Raw genomic sequence first — 19,167 nt, 5'->3', positions numbered from 1 at the left:
ATGAACCGTGAGGCTTAACCTTACAACGCCGAAGATGTTTTGGCGAAGAGACAGACACAAGATTCAGTTTGATTACAGATGACATCGACATGCCCAGGAGGTGTGTTGATAAACAGAATTTGCCTGGCGGCTGTAGCGCGGTGGTCCCACCTGACCCCATGCCGAACTCAGAAGTGAAACGCCGTAGCGCCGATGGTAGTGTGGGGTCTCTCCATGCGAGAGTAGGGAACTGCCAGGCATTAATTAAAGTGAAAAAGCCCATCCTGCCGGATGGGCTTTTTTGCGTCTGTGCGGAATGAAAACCGCCGGATGCGGCGTACCGCCTTATCCGGCCTACAGGGGCCGGGCTGAACGTATTTTGTAGGCCTGATAAGCGCATCGCATCAGGCAACGCGGCGGTACATTGCCGGATGCGGCGTGCCGCCTTATCCGGCCTGCAGGGGCCGGGCTGAATGTATTTTGTAGGCCTGATAAGCGCAGCGCATCAGGCAACGCGGCGGTACATTGCCGGATGCGGCGTAACAGCCTTAATCGACCAACAAAAGCACACTGTCTCGATCTACTACACGGATCTCTCCCTCGAACATATCTGAATCCTTTCTCTGCTAATTAAAATCGTGATCTTTACCGCACAATAAGATATAACAATTATATAACATTATGTTCACCAAAAAACACACAACCATCATTGATAAATTCACGCGATCGTTGGCAGGGGTACAATTCTAATGGCTGATAGTAGTGTAACTGAGAACGGGGTGCTGGCAGACGGCGATACCCGTCGTCGTATATGGGCGATTGTCGGAGCATCATCAGGGAATCTGGTCGAATGGTTTGATTTCTATATCTATTCATTCTGCTCTCTTTATTTTGCTCATATCTTTTTTCCATCAGGAAATACCACCACACAACTCTTACAAACCGCTGGCGTTTTTGCCGCTGGCTTCTTGATGCGACCAATTGGAGGCTGGCTGTTTGGCCGTATCGCGGATAAGCACGGGCGTAAAAAGTCCATGTTGCTGTCCGTTTGTATGATGTGCATGGGATCGTTGGTGATCGCTTGTCTACCGGGATATGAAACTATCGGTACCTGGGCGCCTGCGCTATTACTGCTGGCAAGGCTATTCCAGGGGTTATCTGTCGGTGGTGAATACGGAACCAGCGCGACCTATATGAGTGAAGTCGCCGTTGAAGGTAAGAAAGGTTTTTATGCTTCATTCCAGTACGTAACGTTAATCGGCGGACAGTTACTGGCATTACTGGTTGTGGTCATATTACAGCACACGTTAGAAGACTCAGCGCTCAGAGAGTGGGGTTGGCGTATTCCATTTGCGTTGGGCGCCGTGCTGGCTATTGTTGCGCTATGGCTGCGTCGCCAACTGGATGAAACCTCGAAACAGGATGTTCGCGCGCTGAAAGAAGCGGGTTCCCTGAAAGGTCTGTGGCGTAATCGCAAAGCTTTTGTCATGGTGCTTGGTTTTACCGCCGCGGGATCATTGTGTTTTTATACGTTCACAACCTATATGCAGAAGTACCTGGTTAATACAGCAGGTATGCATGCCAACGTAGCCAGTGGGATTATGACGGCGGCACTGTGTGTGTTCATGCTGGTACAACCGCTGTTCGGCGCCTTGTCAGATAAAATTGGCCGGCGTACTTCAATGCTGTGTTTTGGCGCGTTGGCCGCGATTTTCACCGTTCCCATTCTGACAGCATTGCAAAGCGTAACATCCCCGTATATGGCGTTTGCTCTGGTGATGTGTGCTCTGTTAATCGTCAGTTTCTATACGTCAATTAGCGGTATTCTGAAGGCCGAAATGTTCCCGGCACAGGTACGCGCTCTTGGGGTCGGCTTATCTTATGCGGTGGCCAATGCGCTGTTTGGCGGTTCAGCCGAATATGTCGCGTTGTCCCTGAAGTCTGTCGGTATGGAAACGACATTCTTCTGGTACGTCACTGCGCTGGCAGTAGTTGCGTTTTTAGTATCGCTAATGCTGCATGGGAAAGGGAAAGGTCTGCGCCTCTAGTAATGTGCCAGTTGCCAGACCGCATAGCCGGTAGATGCGCCTGCAACATCCCAGGCGAAGTCCTTCCAGCTCCAGCCGCTCCCTGCGGGACGGCTGTCCCATAGCTCTTTTGACGCACCCAGGCTGACTGAGAACATCAGGCCGATAGCCGCACTGCGATCGCGGCTGTTGCCCTGATGTTGGGCATATTCATTGCCGGCTGCGGCAAGCATGGCGGAGGCGATGAAGTGTTGAGCTTTGTCTTGCCCGCTCCACTGGTCGTTAGCCATATGGCTGCAGCCCGAAATGGCAAGGATACTGGTAAGAATGAACAGGCGCACCGTTGCCTCCATATGAAAAACCCCGTCACTGGACGGGGTCTTGATTACAGAATACGGCTAATTAATCTGTCGATACGAATACGGCGTAGTCGACGGATGAGCTTACGCACTTTGACCGGATAGTCAGCAATGCTTTGCAGGTCGCGATAGTGCTTAACGACGGTAGTATGCGTACGGATAAGCTCCAGCTCTTTATCGCGCTGAGGGGTGAGCTCTTGCTTAGGATCGTGGATAAGGATGGCGTTTTCCAGATCCAGACGCCAGGCACGAGGGTTAAGGTTGTTGCCGGTGAGCAGCATCCATTTATCATCAACCCACATACCTTTCAGATGATAGGTATTGTCATCATCTTTCCATAAGCGCACGACCAACTGGTCGGTATTCACGTAATACTGCAATCTGCTCAAGAAACGGCGCAGATTTATTTCATACAGATAAGGCAGCGCACCGATGATCTTGAATGGCTCATCTTCCGGGATGAAAAAGTCGTTGGCGGTTTTATCACCGACAATGATTTCAACCTTTTTCCCTTCACGCAGCAGTTGAATGATATTGCGCACCAGTATGGCGGGCAGGTTGAAATAAGGGGTACAGATTGTGAGCTTGTGCTCTGCGCAGGGCATAAGATGGAAAATGGTCTTATTTAACAGACTGGATTTCCCAAGGCCCACCAGAGGCGTAACCGAAAGCTGTTCGTTATCAGCATCACCCTGAAAATGGAATGACGCATCGCGCAGTTCCTGACGGTACAGGCGGATGTCATTTTTAATTTCTGGGCTTTTAGGGCGGTTGATATCATCAAGACGGTTAACGCCGCGACCGTTCATCAGGTTTTGCGTCACCCAATCGAACATGATATCGGCCATTTGCGCGTTGCGAATCAACTGATAACGGTCATAGCGATATTTATCATGCTGATGCAGGTAAACATCGTTCAGACTGGCCCCGCTGTACAGGACGCTGTCATCAATGATAAAGCCTTTGAAATGCAGGACGCCAAGCGCTTCGCGGGTGTTAATCGGAACGCCATAGACAGGAATATCGATACCAGGGTTTTCTTGCGCCATTCGGCAATACCAGTCAGCATTGGTATTGGATGCCGCAGCACCAATACGACCGCGCTGGGCTCGGTGCCAGTCGACAAGCACCCGGACATCCAGTTCAGGACGCTGCCGTTTTGCCGCATAGAGAGCGTCAAGTATGCCTTTACCACCGTCATCCTGTTCCAGGTACAGCGCAATAATGCAGATCCGTCGCGTCGCGCTGGCTATTTTTTCCAGCAGAGTCTCCCTGAAATTAGCGGGAGCATAAAAGAAATCTACATCATCAACTGACTGAGAAATCTTGGGTAGTTGGGCAAGGTGTTGTTGATGTTTATTACGCTTAAATTTTGACAACATCACAGTGCATTTCTTCTCTGTTCATTGAAGGGTCCTCTGTGCTATGCAGACGACATAAGCGGGCAATGATACCACCAGTACCCATTAATGTGGTCAACATTTCCAGTACCTTACTCACGATTCCTCACATTGGGCCAGATTAAGCGTTAGCCCAACAATTCCCTCTTCGAGCTGGACGTCAACAACAAACCCGAGCTTTCGGGCCAGGGCGACCATCCCACGATTGTTCGGCATCGTAATACCATTCAAACGTATAAGTCCGTGATCTCGAGTATAGGCAATTAATTTTTCCATCAATCGGCGACCCAGTCCAAGCCCTTTGAGATCGGAACGAACCAGTACGGCAAACTCAGCGTCTACGTTATCAGGATCCGAGATTGCTCGCGTTACGCCGAGGATCTCTTCGTGATTATCTTTACAACGCACCGCAACAAAGGCCATTTCCCGATCGTAGTCGATCTGCGTCATATTGGCTAAATCTTCGTGGGTAAATTCGTTGATCTCACTGAAATAGCGATAATAAAGATCTTCTTTTGTCACCTGAGAAATGAACTGCTGAAGATGAGGTTCATCCTCCGGCAAAATGGGGCGGAACAGACAGCGCTCGCCGTTCTTCAACTCCACCCACTCTTCAAGCTGATGAGGGTAGGGACGTACAGCCAGTCTGCTTTCGTTATCTCCCGTGAAAGGGGCAATATCCAGCGTAACGTCCAGCGCGGTAAATTCTCCGGCCGAGGCCAGCAGCGGATGAATATCCAGACGCTGAATTTCCGGGCAATCGACGATCAGGTTGGAGACCTGCACCAGAAGTTGGCTCAACCCGGCGATATCCAAAGGGCGCAGTGCGCTGCGCGCGCGGATCTTTTTATTTTTGATCCCCTGGATCACCAGATAACGCGCCAGATTCATGTTCAATGGCGGCAATGCCACCACGGCTTGCTCTTCCGGTCGCCACTCAACACCACCTTCACCCAGCATAATCAACGGGCCAAATACCGGGTCGTGTTCAACGACAACGCGAAGCTCCTGAGCGCCGGCGCGATTCGCCATACTTTGCACTAATAAGCCGTGAATGCGTGCCTGCGGCCAGGCCATTTTTACCCGATCGAAAATTGCATTGGCGGCCTGCTGCACTTCAGTGGCTGTACGCAGGTAGAGCATCACCCCCTGAACTTCTGATTTATGCGGAATATCAGGAGAACGCAGCTTGAGCGCCACCGGGTAGCCGATTTGCTCCGCGATGTGTACGGCTTCCGCGCTGTCGCTGGCGATCCACGTTGGCAGCGTGTGTAAGCCATAAGCCTGTAAAATCGGCTGCACTTCATGGGTATCAAGCGATGTCGCTCCTTCAGCAATCGCACGCTGTAACAGATTATGCGCTTCGGCGGTGTTGGAGGTCAGGCTGTCAGGCAGCGCAGGCGTTTCTCGTAGCTGCTTCTGGTTTCGCCGATACTCCACCATATGCATAAATGCGGTGATGGTACCTTCCGGCGTGCGGTAGGTGGGCAGTCCGGCTTCGCTAAACAGTCTGCGGGCTTCCTGAGAGGAAAACTCTCCGCACCAGTTGGTCAGCAACGAGACGAATTTTCCTCGGGGGTGATGCTTTACCGCTTCAATCAATGCCAGTGCGCTTTCGGTTCCGGGAGCGGCTGCGCTGGGTGAATGAATCACCATCAGCGCGTCGAAATCCTGGCTGGCGAGCAAAATATCCAGCGTCTTAACGTAGTGTTCGCTGCTGGCGTCATCACGCAGATCCAGCGGGTTGGCGATATCAACATGTTCAGGCAATGCATCGCGTAATTTCTGGCAGGTGTCTTCACTCAACGTCGCCAACTTGCCATTTTTTGACCACAGTTCATCTAATGCCAGTGCGGCAGGCGCGGCCCCATTGCTGATGATCATCAGCCTGTCGCCACGTAGTGGACGCATGTGGCTCAGGGTTTCGACCGCCGAAAACAGCTCGTGAGTGTCTTGCACGCGTAATAAACCGGCACGCTGAATAGCGGCATCCCACGCAGGGTCCATCCCGGCGCTGGTATGCAGTAAACGCTGCGCCGCTGGACTACGACCGCTCTTAATCACCAAAATAGGTTTATTGCGCGAGGCGCTGCGGGCGGCGGAAACAAAGCGTCGGGCATCACTTAAATGCTCGAGATACAGCAATATCGCGCTGGTTTTGCTGTCGCGCGCCAGGTAATCCAGCAGCTCATCAACGTCGATATCCAGGCTATCACCCAGCGCGATAAAGTAAGAAAAGCCCATTTCTCTCTGCTGTGCCCAGTCGAGTATGGTGTTGGATACGGCAGCGGATTGAGAGATAAAAGCCAGCTTGCCGCGCTTAATCGGGACGGGGGAAAAGCTGGCGTTAAGCCCTTGCCAGGGCGCGAGAAGTCCCAGGCTGTTGGGGCCCAGCAAACGTATGTTGTAGCGTGATGCGCAGGCCTGCAGCTCTGCGTGCTGCGCCGCGGGAGCTGAGAGAATAATGCAGGTTTTACAGCCTTTCTCGCCAAGCGCTTCGAGTAACGCCAGGTTACGGCTGGCATTGGTGCACAACACGGCGAGATCCGGGCTAAAGGGCAGGCTGTTGATATTGGGCCATGCCAGTACGCCCAGCACCGCTTTCCATGCGGGCGTCACCGGTAAAACAGGTCCATTGAAACCGCCGGCAAGCAGGTTACGCATCATCAGGTAACCCGCGCGATTAGGCTTCATTGACGCCCCAATCACCGCAATGGATTTCGGTCGCAGTAGTGCTTCCAGACCACGCTGACTCATATCGGCTTCCTTAATGACACCAGTGACCGAATGATTTTAAACGTTTTCTGATGAATCTGCTGTGACGCTTCCCTGATGTTGAGTTTTTCCTGCCAGGTAGCGGGTTTTAAAGCGAGTGAAATGATCGCTTAACCCTTCTGCGGCTTGCGTATCTCCCGCCAGATCCAACAAGGCGATGGCCACTTCAGCAGTGCAATATTGCCCTTCAGCGTGAACGCCACGCAGGTGGTAAGCAGAAAGGCGTGATAAATCAACGGAGATCACCGGTAGGTTATCGAGGTACGGGCTTTTGCGGAACATTTTACGCGCCTCAGGCCAGGTACCGTCGAGCATGATAAACAATGGTGGCTTACCGGCTGGTGGCGTGAAAATCACTTCACGCTCTTCACCCGCATAGGAGGCCGGGAATACAACCATCGGCTGGTAATCCGGATTTTTCACCAGTTCCAGCAGCGCCTGCGGCGGCTCGGTGCGTGACCACTGAAAAGCCGTGGTATCGGGCAGAATATCAGCAATCAAACGCCCCGTGTTGCTGGGCTTCATCGGCTCGGTATCAAACATCACCAGACAAAAGCGACTTTTTGCCTCAGAGGGTGCCAGCGTTGCGCACAAGCAGAGTTTCTGCGGCAGCAGGCAGCGCTGACAGCGGCGAACGCGATTACCTCGGGCAAGGAAAGGACGCGTGGCGCGCGCGAGGCGCTCTGCGCGTAACTGAAGAACAGCGTTATCGGTCATGGGGAAACACGTTGAAAAACGCTATTGTCGCAGAGGTGAAAACGGGGCACAAGATGCGCCCCGTAGAGATTATAATGATTCGTTAAGCCAGCTATCAAATGGGGCTTTTGGTACAGCGCCGTTAAGCATGTCGACAATTTCCCCTTTTTTGAAAATCATAATGGTCGGAATACTGCGGATACCGAAACGGGCGCTGAGTTCACGCTCGGCTTCCGTATTCACTTTAACAAAACGCACTTTACCGCTACGCTCTTCCGCGACATCTTCAAAAATCGGGGCGAAGTTACGACATGGACCACACCAGGGGGCCCAAAAGTCAACGACCACCGGGAGATCGTCTTTTAACAGTTTATCCAGTGTCTCACCGGTCGCATTGATCACCTCCCCATCAAACAGGTCGTGACCACAGCGTCCGCATTTAGCCGCTTCCTGGACACGATCGTCGGGGATGCGGTTGATAGCCTGGCAGCTGGTACAAACGGTATTCATAACTAACCTCTGGATGAGTGGAGTGGACTTCACGGCAGGAACGCCAGTATGTTTCTATTATGTTACATATTATCGGGGAGTCTGTTCTAAACAACAATGCGTTTTATTCAATGAGTACAATAGTCCTTAGCTTTTAAATGAAATAATGGCTAACGACGTGCACATCGGGTAATCTGCGCGCTTCGCGCAGAGCAGGTGGAGAAAAACATGAGCGACGAACTGAAGAACAAAAACGGCAAGGTCAAAGTGATGTACGTCCGCAGTGACGATGACTCGGATAAACGCACCCAAAATCCACGTACTGGCAAAGGCGGTGGTCGCCCCGGTACTTCCCGAGCCGAAGGCGGTCGTCGCCCTGCCCGTGATGACCGAAAGGGTCCGAACAGCGAACGCGGTCGTGAACGTGGTCGTGACCGCGATGTAGAACGTGACCGCAGACGTGAAGATTCACCGTGGCGTACCGTGTCCCGCGCACCGAATGATGACGCAGCGGATAAAGCCGATCACGGCGGTATTAGCGGTAAGAGCTTTATCGATCCTGAAGTATTACGCCGTCAGCGTGCGGAAGAAACCCGTGTTTACGGTGAGAATGCCTGTCAGGCTCTGTTCCAGAGTCGTCCGGACGCCATCGTCCGCGCCTGGTTTGTTCAGAGCGTAACCCCGCGCTTTAAAGAAGCATTACGCTGGATGGCGGCAAACCGCAAAGCCTATCACGTGGTTGACGAAGCCGAGCTGGCGAAAGCCTCTGGCACTGAACACCATGGTGGCGTCTGTTTCCTGATCAAAAAACGTAACGGTACTACCGTTAAGCAGTGGGTCGGTCAGGCAGGGGCGCAGGATTGCGTGCTGGCACTGGAAGATATCGCTAACCCGCATAACCTGGGCGGCATGATGCGTAGCTGTGCGCACTTCGGTGTGAAAGGCGTAGTGGTTCAGGATGCGGCGCTGCTGGAATCAGGTGCGGCCATCCGTACCGCTGAAGGTGGTGCAGAGCACGTTCAGCCGATTACCGGCGACAGCATTGTTGATGTGCTGGACGACTTCCGCCAGGCGGGTTACACGGTTGTGATGACCTCAAGCGCGAAAGGCAAACCGCTGTTTACTACCACGCTGCCGGAAAAAATGGTGCTGGTATTAGGGCGTGAGCGTGAAGCTCTGCCAGAAGCAGCATGCTCAGCCGACGATTTGTGCATAGCGATTGACGGCACTGGCAAGGTAGAAACGCTCAACGTTTCTGTGGCAACAGGCGTGCTGCTCGCGGAGTGGTGGCGTCAGAACAAAGCCTGATAATAAAAATGCCAGCGAATCGCTGGCATTTTTTTACTCGCTTTCTGCGGGTAATACCGGCATCCAGTCAATTGGCTTTTCACCTCGTTGTTCCAGCCATTCATTCGCCAGTGCAAAGTGATTGCAGCCAAAGAAACCGCGATGCGCAGAGAGCGGTGATGGGTGGGGCGCTTTCAACACATGGTGACGCTGCGTATCAATAATCGCGCCTTTCTTCTGTGCGTGAGAACCCCAGAGCAGGAAAACCACGTCTTCCCGATGTTGGTTAATCAGACTGATGACTTTATCGGTAAATGTTTCCCACCCAAGGCTGGCGTGAGAATGTGCCTGGCCGGCGCGGACGGTGAGTACGGTGTTGAGTAACAGTACCCCCTGGCGTGCCCAGCTTTCCAGATATCCGTGCGTTGGGCGCGTGAAGCCTGGAATCGTTGCCTCCAGCTCTTTGTACATGTTCAGCAACGAGGGTGGAGTGGCAATGCCGGGGCGAACAGAGAACGCGAGACCGTGTGCCTGGCCTGGACCGTGGTAAGGATCCTGACCCAGGATGACGACTTTCACATCACCAAGCTCGGTAAAGCGAAAAGCGTTAAACACATCTTTTTGCGGCGGATAAATTGTCATACCCGATTGACGTTCGCCGGCAACGGTATGCAGCGTGTTAACAAAATAAGGCTGCTGTTTCTCTTCAGCCAGCACATCGTGCCAGGTTAATTCGGTGGCCATCTCGCTCTCCTGCGAATTTTCAATCCCCCTAGCTTAACTGCTTCTTTCGACGTCGCAAAATTCTGTACGTTACTCAATGGTCTACCCCTTAAAGATAGTTGAAAATTTATGTAAAAAGTTTAGCTGCACACATGGCGTAAGTTGATGTAAAACAATAAAATCCACCTATCACCACTTTTCATGTATGGTTTTTATTGATTTAAATCAAAGATTCAAGGGTGTGTGAGGGGTATATATACACTCAAGCAACAATGGTTTTACCAATTGGCCGGATGACGGCCAACCGAGATCAAATAATTTTGCCGGGGAGGCATCAAATGATTACAGGTATCCAGATTACTAAAGCTGCAAACGACGACCTGCTGAACTCTTTCTGGCTGCTGGACAGCGAAAAAGGCGAAGCACGCTGCATCGTTGCGAAAGCAGGTTTCAATGCTGATGAAGTCGTTGCAGTCAGCAAACTGGGCGAAATCGAATACCGTGAAGTACCGGTAGACGTACAGCCGGAAGTCCGCGTGGAAGGTGGTCAGCACCTGAACGTGAACGTTCTGCGTCGCGAAACGCTGGAAGATGCAGTTAAGCATCCGGAAAAATATCCGCAGCTGACCATCCGTGTTTCTGGTTATGCAGTGCGTTTCAACTCTCTGACCCCAGAACAGCAGCGCGACGTTATTGCTCGTACCTTTACTGAGAGCCTGTAAGGCTCACGGGGAATAACCCCGTTTAGTAGAGAATCAAAAAGCGGAAGATGCCAGTGCGTCTTCCGCTTTTTTGCATTTGTTAGTAAAAGATCCTCACCGCGCAATACACCAACAGCAGCGCCAGAATGATATTCAACTGTCGACCGTAACGGCAAAAAACGCGCTGAAAAAGATGGCCCGCCAGCGCCCAGCAGGCATTCCCGAAGGTGCCGATCAGCGCTAACAGAATACTCACCCCAATCAGCCAGTGGGCGTCCTGAGTGTACGGTAATACGAACGTGGATAACGCGGTAATGCCGTACAAAATGATTTTCACGTTAACAAACTGCAAGCCAAAACTTGCCCAGAAGCTAATCGGCTCTGACTGCAATCTATCGTTCGAGGTCGGGCTGGTGGCGATCTTCAGCGCCAGCCACAGGATATAAGCGGCCCCAGCCCAACTAAGCCAATGGATGATGGCTGGATCCATGACCGCCAGTGAAAATGAAATCCCGGCGCACATCATCATGACGATTAAAAAGCCCAGACTCATTCCGGCCAGTACGCGTGTACTCTGACGAAAACCGTGTGACGTCGCGGCGCTGAGCGCAAGGATGTTGTTTGGTCCGGGGGTTAGCGCGGTAATCAATGTATAGGTCCAGAATGCACTTAAAAGCGTGGGGGTCACTTGTTATCTCCTCTGTTTTGGTAGACAGTACCCGAGGCAAAATATTAAAAAAAATGAATGTTTTTGCATTCTGAGTTCGATATTTTCGATGGGTTGGTGCGGATGGATTTACGTCGGTTTATTACGCTAAAAACGGTGGTGGAAGAGGGTTCATTTCTGCGGGCATCACAAAAACTGTGCTGTACGCAATCAACGGTTACCTTTCATATTCAACAGCTTGAGCAAGAGCTTTCGGTGCAGTTGTTTGAAAAAATTGGTCGCCGGATGTGTCTCACCAGTGAGGGAAAACGGCTGATGCCGCATATCCATGACCTGACGCGCGTGATGGCATCGATTCGACAGTCGGCACATCAGGATGCGCAGCCGAGCGGCGATCTACGTGTCGCAACAGGCGAAACGCTGCTGGCGTATAAAATGCCGCAGGTTTTACAGCGATTTAAACAACGTGCGCCCCATGTGCGGCTGTCTTTACAGTCGCTCAACTGTTATGTCATTCGCGATGCATTGCTCAGTGATGATGTTGATCTGGGGGTCTTTTATCGGGTGGGTAATGACGATGCCCTGGAGTTGATGCCGCTTGGCGATCAGTCACTGGCATTAGTTGCTTCGCCACTGCTTCAGCACGTTGATTTTACTCAGCATAACCAGCACATTCACTGCAGTTTTATCATTAATGAGCCGCAATGTATTTTCAGACAACGCTTCGAGGGGCTACTGCGTAAACGACAGATTACGCTGGAAAATACCATTGAGTTATGGAGCATTGAAAGCATTAAGCAGTGCGTATCGGCAAATCTTGGGATCAGCTTTTTGCCGCATTTTGCCGTCGAGAAAGAGTTACGTTCAGGGGAGTTGATTGAATTACCGTTCAGTGAACAACCTGAGTTAATTACGGCATTGTGTGGTTATCATGCCGGAAAAGTCGTTAGCCCGGCGATGCGGGTGTTTCTTGAGTGCATTGAAGAGAGTTTTGCATCACGTGAAAAAATGCCGGGCTAAATGGCCCGGCATTCGGTTTACTCTTTGTCGGACTGCTGGGTAGCAGCGCCGCTCGGCTTACGACGTTTGCCGATATTTTTGGCGTCGCGGTGACGTTTTTTCACCCGCGGCTTCTCTTTCTCTTTCGCCTTTTTCTCAGCGCGCTTCGCCAGCACTTTCTTGGATGGCTTACCGTTAGATTTCTCACTTGGCGCGCGCGTGGTTGGACGCAGTTCGTCAATGACGCGAGCTTTCAGCGGTTCGTCAATATAGCGGCTCGCTTTGCCGAGCAGCAGGTGGTCGTGCGCTTCAACCAAAGAGATCGCAGTGCCTTTACGGCCAGCACGACCGGTACGGCCAATACGGTGCAAATAGGCATCGCCACTGCGCGGCATGTCGAAGTTAAACACGTGGCTGACGTCAGGAATATCGATCCCGCGAGCGGCAACGTCGGTTGCTACCAGCACGTTCACACGACCATCGGTCAGGCGTTTGATCGCTTCGTTACGTTTGTTCTGCACCATCTCGCCTTCGAGATAGCAGTTATTAATGCCCGCCTGGCGCAGCCAGCCTGCCAGTTCGTGCACACGCTCACGTTTGCGTACGAAGACAATCGAGCGAGTCGCTTCCGGCTGTTTTAACAGGTGGATCAGCATGGCAGTTTTGTGCTCGATGTCATCGGCACGGTAGTAAAACTGATGGATCTTCTTGCGTTCGCGGGTGGACGGATCCGCTGAGACTTCGACCGGGTCTTCCAACAGACGCTCGGCAAAATCTTTAATCGCATCGCCTTCCAGTGTGGCGGAAAACAGCATGGTTTGCTTACGCCAGCGTGTTTCACCGGCGATATGCTCGATGTCCTGGGCAAAGCCCATGTCCAGCATACGGTCTGCTTCATCGAGAATTAGCGTTTCAACCGCATGGCAGTCGAAGTTTTCTTCTTTAATGTATTGCAGCAGACGACCCGTGGTGGCGACCACGATGTCCTGGTTTTCGCTAAAGACTTCCATGTGGTTCATGTAAGCCACGCCGCCGGTAATCGTAGCGATATCCAGATGCGTATTCTTCGCCAGTTCACGAGCGTGTTCGGCAACCTGCATCGCCAGTTCGCGCGTTGGCGTCAGGATTAAAATGCGCGGCGGACCAGATTTCTTGCGCGGGAAGTCGAGCAGGTGCTGCAACGCTGGCAGCAAATATGCCGCCGTTTTACCGGTGCCTGTCGGCGCAGAACCGAGTACATCACGGCCATCGAGCGCAGGCGGAATGGCGGCAGCCTGAATGGCGGTCGGGCGAGTGAAACCTTTTTCCTGGAGGGCATCCAGAAGGCTTTCATCGAGTTCAAGTTCGGAAAAAGTCGTTACAGTCATGTTCTACCTCTGAGTGGGGCGCTGATTATAGACGTTACGGCTGCAATCTTCATCTGTTTGTATGGATATACCTTCTCAGGTATTGTTTTTATCCTATGTTATCGTTTTTTTTCCAGGAAGGTTGTTCTTCATGCCCCAGTCTACATCCGTACTGAGACGTAATGGATTTACTTTTAAGCAGTTTTTTGTGGCACACGATCGCTGTGCAATGAAAGTCGGAACAGACGGCATTTTATTGGGGGCCTGGGCCCCCGTTGCGGGCGTAAAGCGGATCCTGGATATTGGTACCGGGAGCGGCCTGTTGGCGCTGATGTTGGCCCAGCGCACGGATGAAAACGTCATCATTGACGCCGTGGAGCTTGATGTCGATGCCGCGCAGCAGGCGCAGGAGAACATCGCGCAATCTCCGTGGATGCATCGCGTGAGTGTTCATACAGAAGATGCGCAGCAGTGGATACCGCGTCAGACCGTGCGTTTTGATTTGATAATCAGCAACCCTCCCTATTATGAACAGGGCGTGGAATGTGCAACACCGCAGCGCGAGCAGGCGCGCTATACCACCACGCTCGATCACCAGATGTTGCTTACGCTGGCGGCGGACAGCATTACGGAAGAAGGTTTTTTTTGTGTCGTGCTGCCGGAACAGATTGGGAACGCGTTTACCCAGCAGGCATTAAGTATGGGCTGGCATCTGCGATTACGTACGGATGTAGCAGAAACGGAAGCCCGACTACCGCATCGGGTATTGCTGGCATTCTCCCCGCAGGCCGGGGAGTGCTTTAGCGACAGGCTGGTGATTCGTGGGCCAGACCAACGTTACTCTGAAGGTTATACGGCGCTGACCCAGGCGTTTTACCTGTTTATGTGATGACTTAGCGGCGAGAGAATGGACGGGCCGGCTTCTGGAAGCTGCTCTGGGTAATCCAGCGTGTAGTGCAGGCCCCGACTCTCTTTGCGCATCATTGCGCAGCGGACAATCAGCTCGGCAACCTGCACCAGATTGCGCAGTTCCAGCAAATTGTTCGACACGCGGAAATGGGCGTAATACTCGTCGATTTCCTGTTGCAGCATGGTGATACGGCGCAGAGCGCGCTCCAGGCGCTTGGTCGTACGCACAATACCGACGTAATCCCACATAAACAGCCGCAGCTCATGCCAGTTATGCTGGATAACAACCAACTCATCCGGATTTTCTACCCGGCTTTCATCCCAGCCCGGGAGCGTGCTAACGCCGCGAGCATAAGGCATGCGCCTGTCGATATCTTCAGCCGCGGACCAGCCATAAACCAGACACTCCAGCAATGAGTTCGATGCCATCCGGTTGGCGCCATGCAGGCCGGTGTAACTCACTTCGCCGATCGCATACAGCCCGTCGACATCGGTACGGCCAAAGTCATCCACCATCACACCGCCGCAGGTATAGTGCGCGGCAGGCACGATGGGAACCGGCTCTTTGGTTAAATCAATGCCCAATCCCAGCAACTTTTCATAAATCATCGGGAAATGCTGACGAACAAATTCTTCCGGCTTATGGCTGATATCGAGGAACATGCAATCTGCACCAAGGCGCTTCATTTCATGATCAATGGCGCGGGCGACAATATCGCGGGGAGCCAATTCGCCACGTTCGTCAAAATCGGGCATAAAGCGTGAACCGTCCGGGCGTTTCAGGTGCGCTCCTTCGCCGCGCAGCGCTTCGGTCAGCAGAAAATTGCGCGCCTGCGGATGATACAGCGCTGTCGGGTGAAACTGGTTAAACTCCAGGTTGGCGACGCGGCATCCTGCGCGCCAGGCCATTGCAATCCCGTCACCCGAGGAAATATCCGGATTGGTGGTGTATTGATACACCTTTGATGCGCCGCCGGTGGCCAACACTACCGACTTCGCATGGCAGGTTTCGACGGCTTCTTTATTACGATTCCAGATCCATGCGCCGACAACCCGACGCGTTCCTGGCAGACCGATTTTATCGGAGACAATCAGGTCGACGGCGTTGCTACGCTCAAGAACCCGGATATTGGGGTGATTTTGTGCCTGGCTGACGAGGGTGGTTTCGACTTCTTTGCCGGTAGCATCCGCAGCGTGCAGGATGCGTCGATGGCTGTGACCGCCTTCACGGGTCAGGTGATAGCTCTCTTCGCCGTTAGGCTGAACCTGTGTATCAAATAAGACGCCCTGATCGATAAGCCATTGAACGCAGGTGCGGGCATTGCTGGCGACAAATTCAACCGCATGACGATCGCACAGCCCGGCCCCGGCAATCAGCGTATCTTCAACGTGGGAGTCGATACTGTCGGTTTCATCGAAAACCGCGGCAATACCCCCCTGGGCATAAAATGTCGAGCCTTCGCTGACCGGCCCTTTGCTCAGGACAATAACCTGATGTTTTTCAGCCAGGCGCAGCGCCAGTGAGAGTCCGGCAGCCCCGCTGCCAATGATCAGCACGTCACAGGATAATTCAGGAGTCGTATTCATGATGTTTGTTTAATTTACTAAACAGTGTTTGGTCACCATAGCACCACATTGCGCGATACTGCACGTTTTATTTTTAAATGTGTTGCAATGACTAAACATGAAGGAAAAGCATGATGAGGGCGAAATAGGCAAAAATATTTTGTGAAGCAGGCCGTTAGCATCAGATTATGTGATGAAATAAAGTGCCCGTTGGGTTACTCTGCAAGCGGTGAAATGGGCATTTCTGTACAGATAGTGCGTTGATCGGGTTATGTAGACTTATAATGAGAGATAAGACCTGTCTACAACATGACAAACAAAAAACAATGCGTAACGGAACTTTACGAAACTTGAGCACTCTAAGCATTTGCTTGCTCATAGTGAAGCTGATGGAGTGGCGTTTCGAAAGCGCGTGGAAATTTGGTTTGGGGAGACTTTACCTCGGATGAGCGAGCAGTTAACGGACCAGGTCCTGGTAGAACGGGTCCAGAAGGGAGATCAGAAAGCCTTTAACCTACTGGTAGTGCGCTATCAGCATAAGGTGGCGAGTCTGGTTTCTCGCTATGTACCGTCGGGTGATGTACCCGATGTAGTACAAGAAGCATTTATCAAAGCCTATCGTGCGCTGGACTCGTTCCGGGGAGATAGTGCTTTTTATACCTGGCTGTATCGTATTGCAGTCAATACAGCGAAGAATTACCTGGTCGCTCAGGGGCGTCGTCCACCTTCCAGTGATATTGATGCGATTGAAGCAGAAAATTACGAAAGTGGCGGTGCGCTGAAAGAAATTTCGAACCCTGAGAACTTAATGTTGTCAGAAGAACTGAGACAGATAGTTTTCCGAACTATTGAGTCCCTCCCGGAAGATTTACGCATGGCAATAACCTTGCGGGAGCTGGATGGCCTGAGCTATGAAGAGATAGCCGCTATCATGGATTGTCCGGTAGGTACGGTGCGTTCACGTATCTTCCGAGCGAGGGAAGCTATTGATAATAAAGTTCAACCGCTTATCAGGCGTTGACGATAGCGGGATACTGGAAAAGGTATTAGGCATGCAGAAAGAGAAACTTTCCGCTTTAATGGATGGCGAAACGCTGGATACTGAGTTACTCAAAGAGCTAACTCACGACCCGGAAATGCAAAAAACCTGGGAGAGTTATCACCTGATTCGCGATTCCATGCGAGGTGATACCGCCGACGTTCTCCATTTCGATATTTCCGCCCGCGTAATGGCCGCCATCCAGGATGAGCCAGTACGCCAGACGGCGCCATTGATTCCTGAGGCCCAGCCAGCACCGCACCAGTGGCAGAAAATGCCATTCTGGAAGAAAATGCGTCCGTGGGCCGCGCAGCTTACCCAAATGGGTGTGGCCGCGTGCGTATCACTTGCAGTTATCGTTGGCGTCCAGCACTATAATGGGCAATCTGAAACGTCCCAGCAGCCCGAAACACCGGTATTTAATACATTACCGATGATGGGTAAAGCCAGTCCGGTAAGCTTGGGTGTACCTTCTGACGCGACGGCCAGCGGCGGTCAACAACAGCAGGTACAGGAGCAGCGTCGTCGTATTAATGCCATGTTGCAGGATTACGAACTGCAACGTCGACTGCACTCTGAACAGCTTCAGTTTGAGCAGGCCCAAACACAGCAAGCCGCTGTGCAGGTGCCAGGAATTCAAACTTTAGGAACGCAATCGCAGTAATGAAGCAACTTTGGTTTGCCATGTCACTTGTGGCTGGTAGCCTGTTCTTCTCTGTAAACTCCTCGGCCAATCCTGCGTCCGGGGCGTTGTTGCAGCAGATGAATCTGGCCAGCCAGTCGCTAACCTATGAGCTGTCATTTGTCAGCATCAATAAGCAGGGTGTTGAATCCCTACGTTATCGTCATGCCCGCCAGGATAACCGTCCACTCGCGCAACTATTACAAATGGATGGACCGCGCCGGGAAGTGGTGCAACGCGGCAACGAAATTAGCTATTTTGAGCCTGGTCTCGAACCGTTCACGCTGAACGGCGATTATATCGTTGACTCTCTGCCATCCCTGATTTACACCGATTTCAAACGCCTTGCTCCCTACTATGATTTTATCTCAGTAGGCCGCACCCGTATTGCCGATCGGCTCTGTGAAGTGATCCGCGTTGTGGCGCGTGACGGCACCCGTTACAGCTATATCGTTTGGATGGACACGGAGACCAAACTGCCAATGCGTGTCGATCTCCTCGATCGTGATGGCGAAACGCTGGAACAGTTCCGTGTGATCTCCTTTACCGTGAATAACGGTGTTAGCGACAGCATGCAGACGTTAGCAAAAGCGAATTTACCACCGTTGCTGTCGGTTCCTGCAGGCGAGAAAACCAACTTCAACTGGAGTCCGTCGTGGTTGCCACAAGGTTTCAGTGAGGTCTCAAGCAGTCGACGTCCGCTGCCGACGATGGATAACATGCCGATTGAATCACGCCTTTATTCTGATGGCCTGTTTAGTTTCTCCGTGAACGTAAACCGTGCGACGCAGAACAGCGCCGATCAACTGCTGCGTACTGGCCGCAGAACGGTCAGCACCAGCGTGCGTGATAACGCGGAAATTACGATTGTGGGCGAGCTTCCACCACAAACGGCGAAGCGTATCGCGGACAATATCAAGTTCAGGGCAGCACAATGATTAAAGAATGGGCGACGGTCGTCTCCTGGCATAATGGTCTGGCGACGGTCAGCTGCGATGTTAAAGCATCATGTAGCAGCTGTGCTTCCCGGGCCGGATGCGGGAGCCGCGTGCTGAACAAACTGGGACCACAGACCACACACACTATCGTGGTGCCCTGCGACGAACCCTTGACCCCTGGTCAAAAAGTTGAACTGGGCATTGCCGAAGGTAGCCTGTTGGGATCGGCGATGCTGGTCTACATGTCTCCGTTGGCGGGACTGTTTCTTTTCGCGGCGCTGTTCCAGGTGCTGTTTGGTTCCGATCTTGCGGCATTAAGCGGCGCAGTGCTGGGGGGCGTGGGCGGATTCCTGATTGCTCGTGGATACTCTCGTAAGCTTGCTGAGCGCGAAGCCTGGCAGCCGGTCATTCTGAACGTTGCTCTCCCACCCGATCTTATTCGCGTCGAAACCCAGCAGTGATATCTTTGCCTGATGGCGTTGCGCTTATCAGGTCTACAGCGTGCTCAGATGCAGGCGTAGGCCGGATAAGGCGTTTATGCCGCCATCCGGCAAAAGTTTCACCGACTTTGCAAGGTTGTTTCCA

Annotated in this window: 19 protein-coding genes and 1 rRNA gene; 11 read left to right on the top strand and 9 right to left on the bottom strand. The window is 52.4% G+C overall.

Annotated features, from left to right (window positions below):
- Nucleotides 1-122 precede the first annotated feature (122 nt).
- Nucleotides 123-238 (top strand): 5S ribosomal RNA (gene rrf, locus OGY13_RS20470).
- Nucleotides 239-728: 490 nt separating this feature from the next.
- Nucleotides 729-2,027, top strand: a complete 1,299-nt coding sequence (locus OGY13_RS20465; protein ID WP_186413089.1) for an MFS transporter — start codon at nucleotides 729-731, stop codon at nucleotides 2,025-2,027.
- On the opposite strand, the gene OGY13_RS20460 is transcribed toward OGY13_RS20465, so the two are convergent.
- The 5 genes from OGY13_RS20460 to trxC form a co-directional block, all read right to left on the bottom strand.
- Complete coding sequence (locus OGY13_RS20460; RefSeq protein ID WP_153687927.1) at nucleotides 2,024-2,359, bottom strand: YfiM family lipoprotein; 336 nt, start codon at nucleotides 2,357-2,359, stop codon at nucleotides 2,024-2,026. The genes OGY13_RS20465 and OGY13_RS20460 overlap by 4 nt on opposite strands.
- Before the next feature lie 32 nt (nucleotides 2,360-2,391).
- Entirely contained in the window at nucleotides 2,392-3,747 is a 1,356-nt protein-coding gene (gene pssA / locus OGY13_RS20455; RefSeq protein WP_003835350.1) for a CDP-diacylglycerol--serine O-phosphatidyltransferase, read from the bottom strand.
- A gap of 114 nt (nucleotides 3,748-3,861) precedes the next feature.
- Nucleotides 3,862-6,522, bottom strand: coding sequence for a bifunctional acetate--CoA ligase family protein/GNAT family N-acetyltransferase (locus OGY13_RS20445; protein WP_213752133.1), 2,661 nt, complete (start codon nucleotides 6,520-6,522; stop codon nucleotides 3,862-3,864).
- Between the two features lie 36 nt (nucleotides 6,523-6,558).
- Entirely contained in the window at nucleotides 6,559-7,257 is a 699-nt protein-coding gene (gene tapT, locus OGY13_RS20440) for a tRNA-uridine aminocarboxypropyltransferase (protein ID WP_003835347.1), read from the bottom strand.
- 69 nt (nucleotides 7,258-7,326) lie between these two features.
- Nucleotides 7,327-7,746: a thioredoxin TrxC gene (gene trxC / locus OGY13_RS20435; protein ID WP_008785506.1), complete on the bottom strand. Its 420-nt coding sequence runs from the start codon at nucleotides 7,744-7,746 to the stop codon at nucleotides 7,327-7,329.
- Between the two features lie 207 nt (nucleotides 7,747-7,953).
- On the opposite strand from trxC, the gene OGY13_RS20430 reads away from it, so the two are divergent.
- Entirely contained in the window at nucleotides 7,954-9,033 is a 1,080-nt protein-coding gene (locus OGY13_RS20430; protein ID WP_020996710.1) for a tRNA/rRNA methyltransferase, read from the top strand.
- A gap of 33 nt (nucleotides 9,034-9,066) precedes the next feature.
- Here OGY13_RS20430 and ung read toward each other — a convergent pair whose 3' ends face one another.
- On the bottom strand, nucleotides 9,067-9,756 hold the full coding sequence (gene ung / locus OGY13_RS20425; protein ID WP_198802837.1) for a uracil-DNA glycosylase: 690 nt from the start codon (nucleotides 9,754-9,756) through the stop codon (nucleotides 9,067-9,069).
- A gap of 317 nt (nucleotides 9,757-10,073) precedes the next feature.
- Between ung and grcA the strand changes: the two genes are divergently transcribed.
- The gene (gene grcA / locus OGY13_RS20420; protein ID WP_003037563.1) at nucleotides 10,074-10,457 is read left to right on the top strand and encodes an autonomous glycyl radical cofactor GrcA; all 384 of its coding nucleotides are present in this window, start codon (nucleotides 10,074-10,076) and stop codon (nucleotides 10,455-10,457) included.
- A gap of 79 nt (nucleotides 10,458-10,536) precedes the next feature.
- Here the strand turns inward: grcA and eamB are convergent, their stop codons facing one another.
- Nucleotides 10,537-11,124: a cysteine/O-acetylserine transporter gene (gene eamB / locus OGY13_RS20415; RefSeq protein ID WP_008785502.1), complete on the bottom strand. Its 588-nt coding sequence runs from the start codon at nucleotides 11,122-11,124 to the stop codon at nucleotides 10,537-10,539.
- 102 nt (nucleotides 11,125-11,226) lie between these two features.
- On the opposite strand from eamB, the gene OGY13_RS20410 reads away from it, so the two are divergent.
- The gene (locus tag OGY13_RS20410) at nucleotides 11,227-12,123 is read left to right on the top strand and encodes a LysR family transcriptional regulator (protein ID WP_213752135.1); all 897 of its coding nucleotides are present in this window, start codon (nucleotides 11,227-11,229) and stop codon (nucleotides 12,121-12,123) included.
- Nucleotides 12,124-12,140: 17 nt separating this feature from the next.
- Here OGY13_RS20410 and srmB read toward each other — a convergent pair whose 3' ends face one another.
- Nucleotides 12,141-13,469, bottom strand: coding sequence for an ATP-dependent RNA helicase SrmB (gene srmB / locus OGY13_RS20405; RefSeq protein ID WP_003835340.1), 1,329 nt, complete (start codon nucleotides 13,467-13,469; stop codon nucleotides 12,141-12,143).
- A 130-nt stretch (nucleotides 13,470-13,599) separates the two neighbouring features.
- Here srmB and trmN point away from each other — a divergent pair, with 130 nt between their 5' ends.
- On the top strand, nucleotides 13,600-14,337 hold the full coding sequence (gene trmN / locus OGY13_RS20400; protein ID WP_020996709.1) for a tRNA(1)(Val) (adenine(37)-N(6))-methyltransferase TrmN: 738 nt from the start codon (nucleotides 13,600-13,602) through the stop codon (nucleotides 14,335-14,337).
- Here trmN and nadB read toward each other — a convergent pair.
- Nucleotides 14,322-15,944: an L-aspartate oxidase gene (gene nadB, locus OGY13_RS20395; RefSeq protein WP_003037572.1), complete on the bottom strand. Its 1,623-nt coding sequence runs from the start codon at nucleotides 15,942-15,944 to the stop codon at nucleotides 14,322-14,324. The genes trmN and nadB overlap by 16 nt on opposite strands.
- A 263-nt stretch (nucleotides 15,945-16,207) precedes the next feature.
- Here nadB and rseD point away from each other — a divergent pair, with 263 nt between their 5' ends.
- Genes rseD through rseC form a run of 5 tightly spaced genes read left to right on the top strand, consistent with a single transcriptional unit; the run spans nucleotide 16,208 to nucleotide 19,043 of the window.
- Complete coding sequence (gene rseD, locus OGY13_RS20390) at nucleotides 16,208-16,372, top strand: rpoE leader peptide RseD (protein WP_122973798.1); 165 nt, start codon at nucleotides 16,208-16,210, stop codon at nucleotides 16,370-16,372.
- Nucleotides 16,369-16,944: an RNA polymerase sigma factor RpoE gene (gene rpoE / locus OGY13_RS20385; RefSeq protein WP_003037573.1), complete on the top strand. Its 576-nt coding sequence runs from the start codon at nucleotides 16,369-16,371 to the stop codon at nucleotides 16,942-16,944. The genes rseD and rpoE overlap by 4 nt, the downstream gene beginning before the upstream one ends.
- A 31-nt stretch (nucleotides 16,945-16,975) precedes the next feature.
- Nucleotides 16,976-17,626 carry an anti-sigma-E factor RseA gene (rseA, locus tag OGY13_RS20380; protein ID WP_008785497.1) on the top strand — a complete coding sequence of 217 codons (651 nt, stop codon included), beginning with the start codon at nucleotides 16,976-16,978 and terminating at the stop codon, nucleotides 17,624-17,626.
- Nucleotides 17,626-18,582: a sigma-E factor regulatory protein RseB gene (gene rseB, locus OGY13_RS20375; RefSeq protein ID WP_286637825.1), complete on the top strand. Its 957-nt coding sequence runs from the start codon at nucleotides 17,626-17,628 to the stop codon at nucleotides 18,580-18,582. The genes rseA and rseB overlap by 1 nt, the downstream gene beginning before the upstream one ends.
- Complete coding sequence (gene rseC, locus OGY13_RS20370; RefSeq protein ID WP_048225094.1) at nucleotides 18,579-19,043, top strand: SoxR-reducing system protein RseC; 465 nt, start codon at nucleotides 18,579-18,581, stop codon at nucleotides 19,041-19,043. The genes rseB and rseC overlap by 4 nt, the downstream gene beginning before the upstream one ends.
- Nucleotides 19,044-19,167 lie beyond the last annotated feature (124 nt).

The organism is Citrobacter sp. Cpo045, assembly GCF_030332875.1.
GTDB lineage: Bacteria > Pseudomonadota > Gammaproteobacteria > Enterobacterales > Enterobacteriaceae > Citrobacter > Citrobacter portucalensis.
This window is presented reverse-complemented; position numbering and strand designations above follow the sequence as displayed.

Bases quoted from the DNA above. Each gene is read 5' to 3' on its own strand.
- OGY13_RS20465 (WP_186413089.1), top strand. From the start codon at position 729: ATGGCTGATAGTAGTGTAACTGAGAACGGGGTGCTGGCAGACGGCGAT.
- OGY13_RS20460 (WP_153687927.1), bottom strand. From the start codon at position 2,359: ATGGAGGCAACGGTGCGCCTGTTCATTCTTACCAGTATCCTTGCCATT.
- pssA (WP_003835350.1), bottom strand. From the start codon at position 3,747: ATGTTGTCAAAATTTAAGCGTAATAAACATCAACAACACCTTGCCCAA.
- OGY13_RS20445 (WP_213752133.1), bottom strand. From the start codon at position 6,522: ATGAGTCAGCGTGGTCTGGAAGCACTACTGCGACCGAAATCCATTGCG.
- tapT (WP_003835347.1), bottom strand. From the start codon at position 7,257: ATGACCGATAACGCTGTTCTTCAGTTACGCGCAGAGCGCCTCGCGCGC.
- trxC (WP_008785506.1), bottom strand. From the start codon at position 7,746: ATGAATACCGTTTGTACCAGCTGCCAGGCTATCAACCGCATCCCCGAC.
- OGY13_RS20430 (WP_020996710.1), top strand. From the start codon at position 7,954: ATGAGCGACGAACTGAAGAACAAAAACGGCAAGGTCAAAGTGATGTAC.
- ung (WP_198802837.1), bottom strand. From the start codon at position 9,756: ATGGCCACCGAATTAACCTGGCACGATGTGCTGGCTGAAGAGAAACAG.
- grcA (WP_003037563.1), top strand. From the start codon at position 10,074: ATGATTACAGGTATCCAGATTACTAAAGCTGCAAACGACGACCTGCTG.
- OGY13_RS20410 (WP_213752135.1), top strand. From the start codon at position 11,227: ATGGATTTACGTCGGTTTATTACGCTAAAAACGGTGGTGGAAGAGGGT.
- srmB (WP_003835340.1), bottom strand. From the start codon at position 13,469: ATGACTGTAACGACTTTTTCCGAACTTGAACTCGATGAAAGCCTTCTG.
- trmN (WP_020996709.1), top strand. From the start codon at position 13,600: ATGCCCCAGTCTACATCCGTACTGAGACGTAATGGATTTACTTTTAAG.
- nadB (WP_003037572.1), bottom strand. From the start codon at position 15,944: ATGAATACGACTCCTGAATTATCCTGTGACGTGCTGATCATTGGCAGC.
- rseD (WP_122973798.1), top strand. From the start codon at position 16,208: ATGAGAGATAAGACCTGTCTACAACATGACAAACAAAAAACAATGCGT.
- rpoE (WP_003037573.1), top strand. From the start codon at position 16,369: ATGAGCGAGCAGTTAACGGACCAGGTCCTGGTAGAACGGGTCCAGAAG.
- rseA (WP_008785497.1), top strand. From the start codon at position 16,976: ATGCAGAAAGAGAAACTTTCCGCTTTAATGGATGGCGAAACGCTGGAT.
- rseB (WP_286637825.1), top strand. From the start codon at position 17,626: ATGAAGCAACTTTGGTTTGCCATGTCACTTGTGGCTGGTAGCCTGTTC.
- rseC (WP_048225094.1), top strand. From the start codon at position 18,579: ATGATTAAAGAATGGGCGACGGTCGTCTCCTGGCATAATGGTCTGGCG.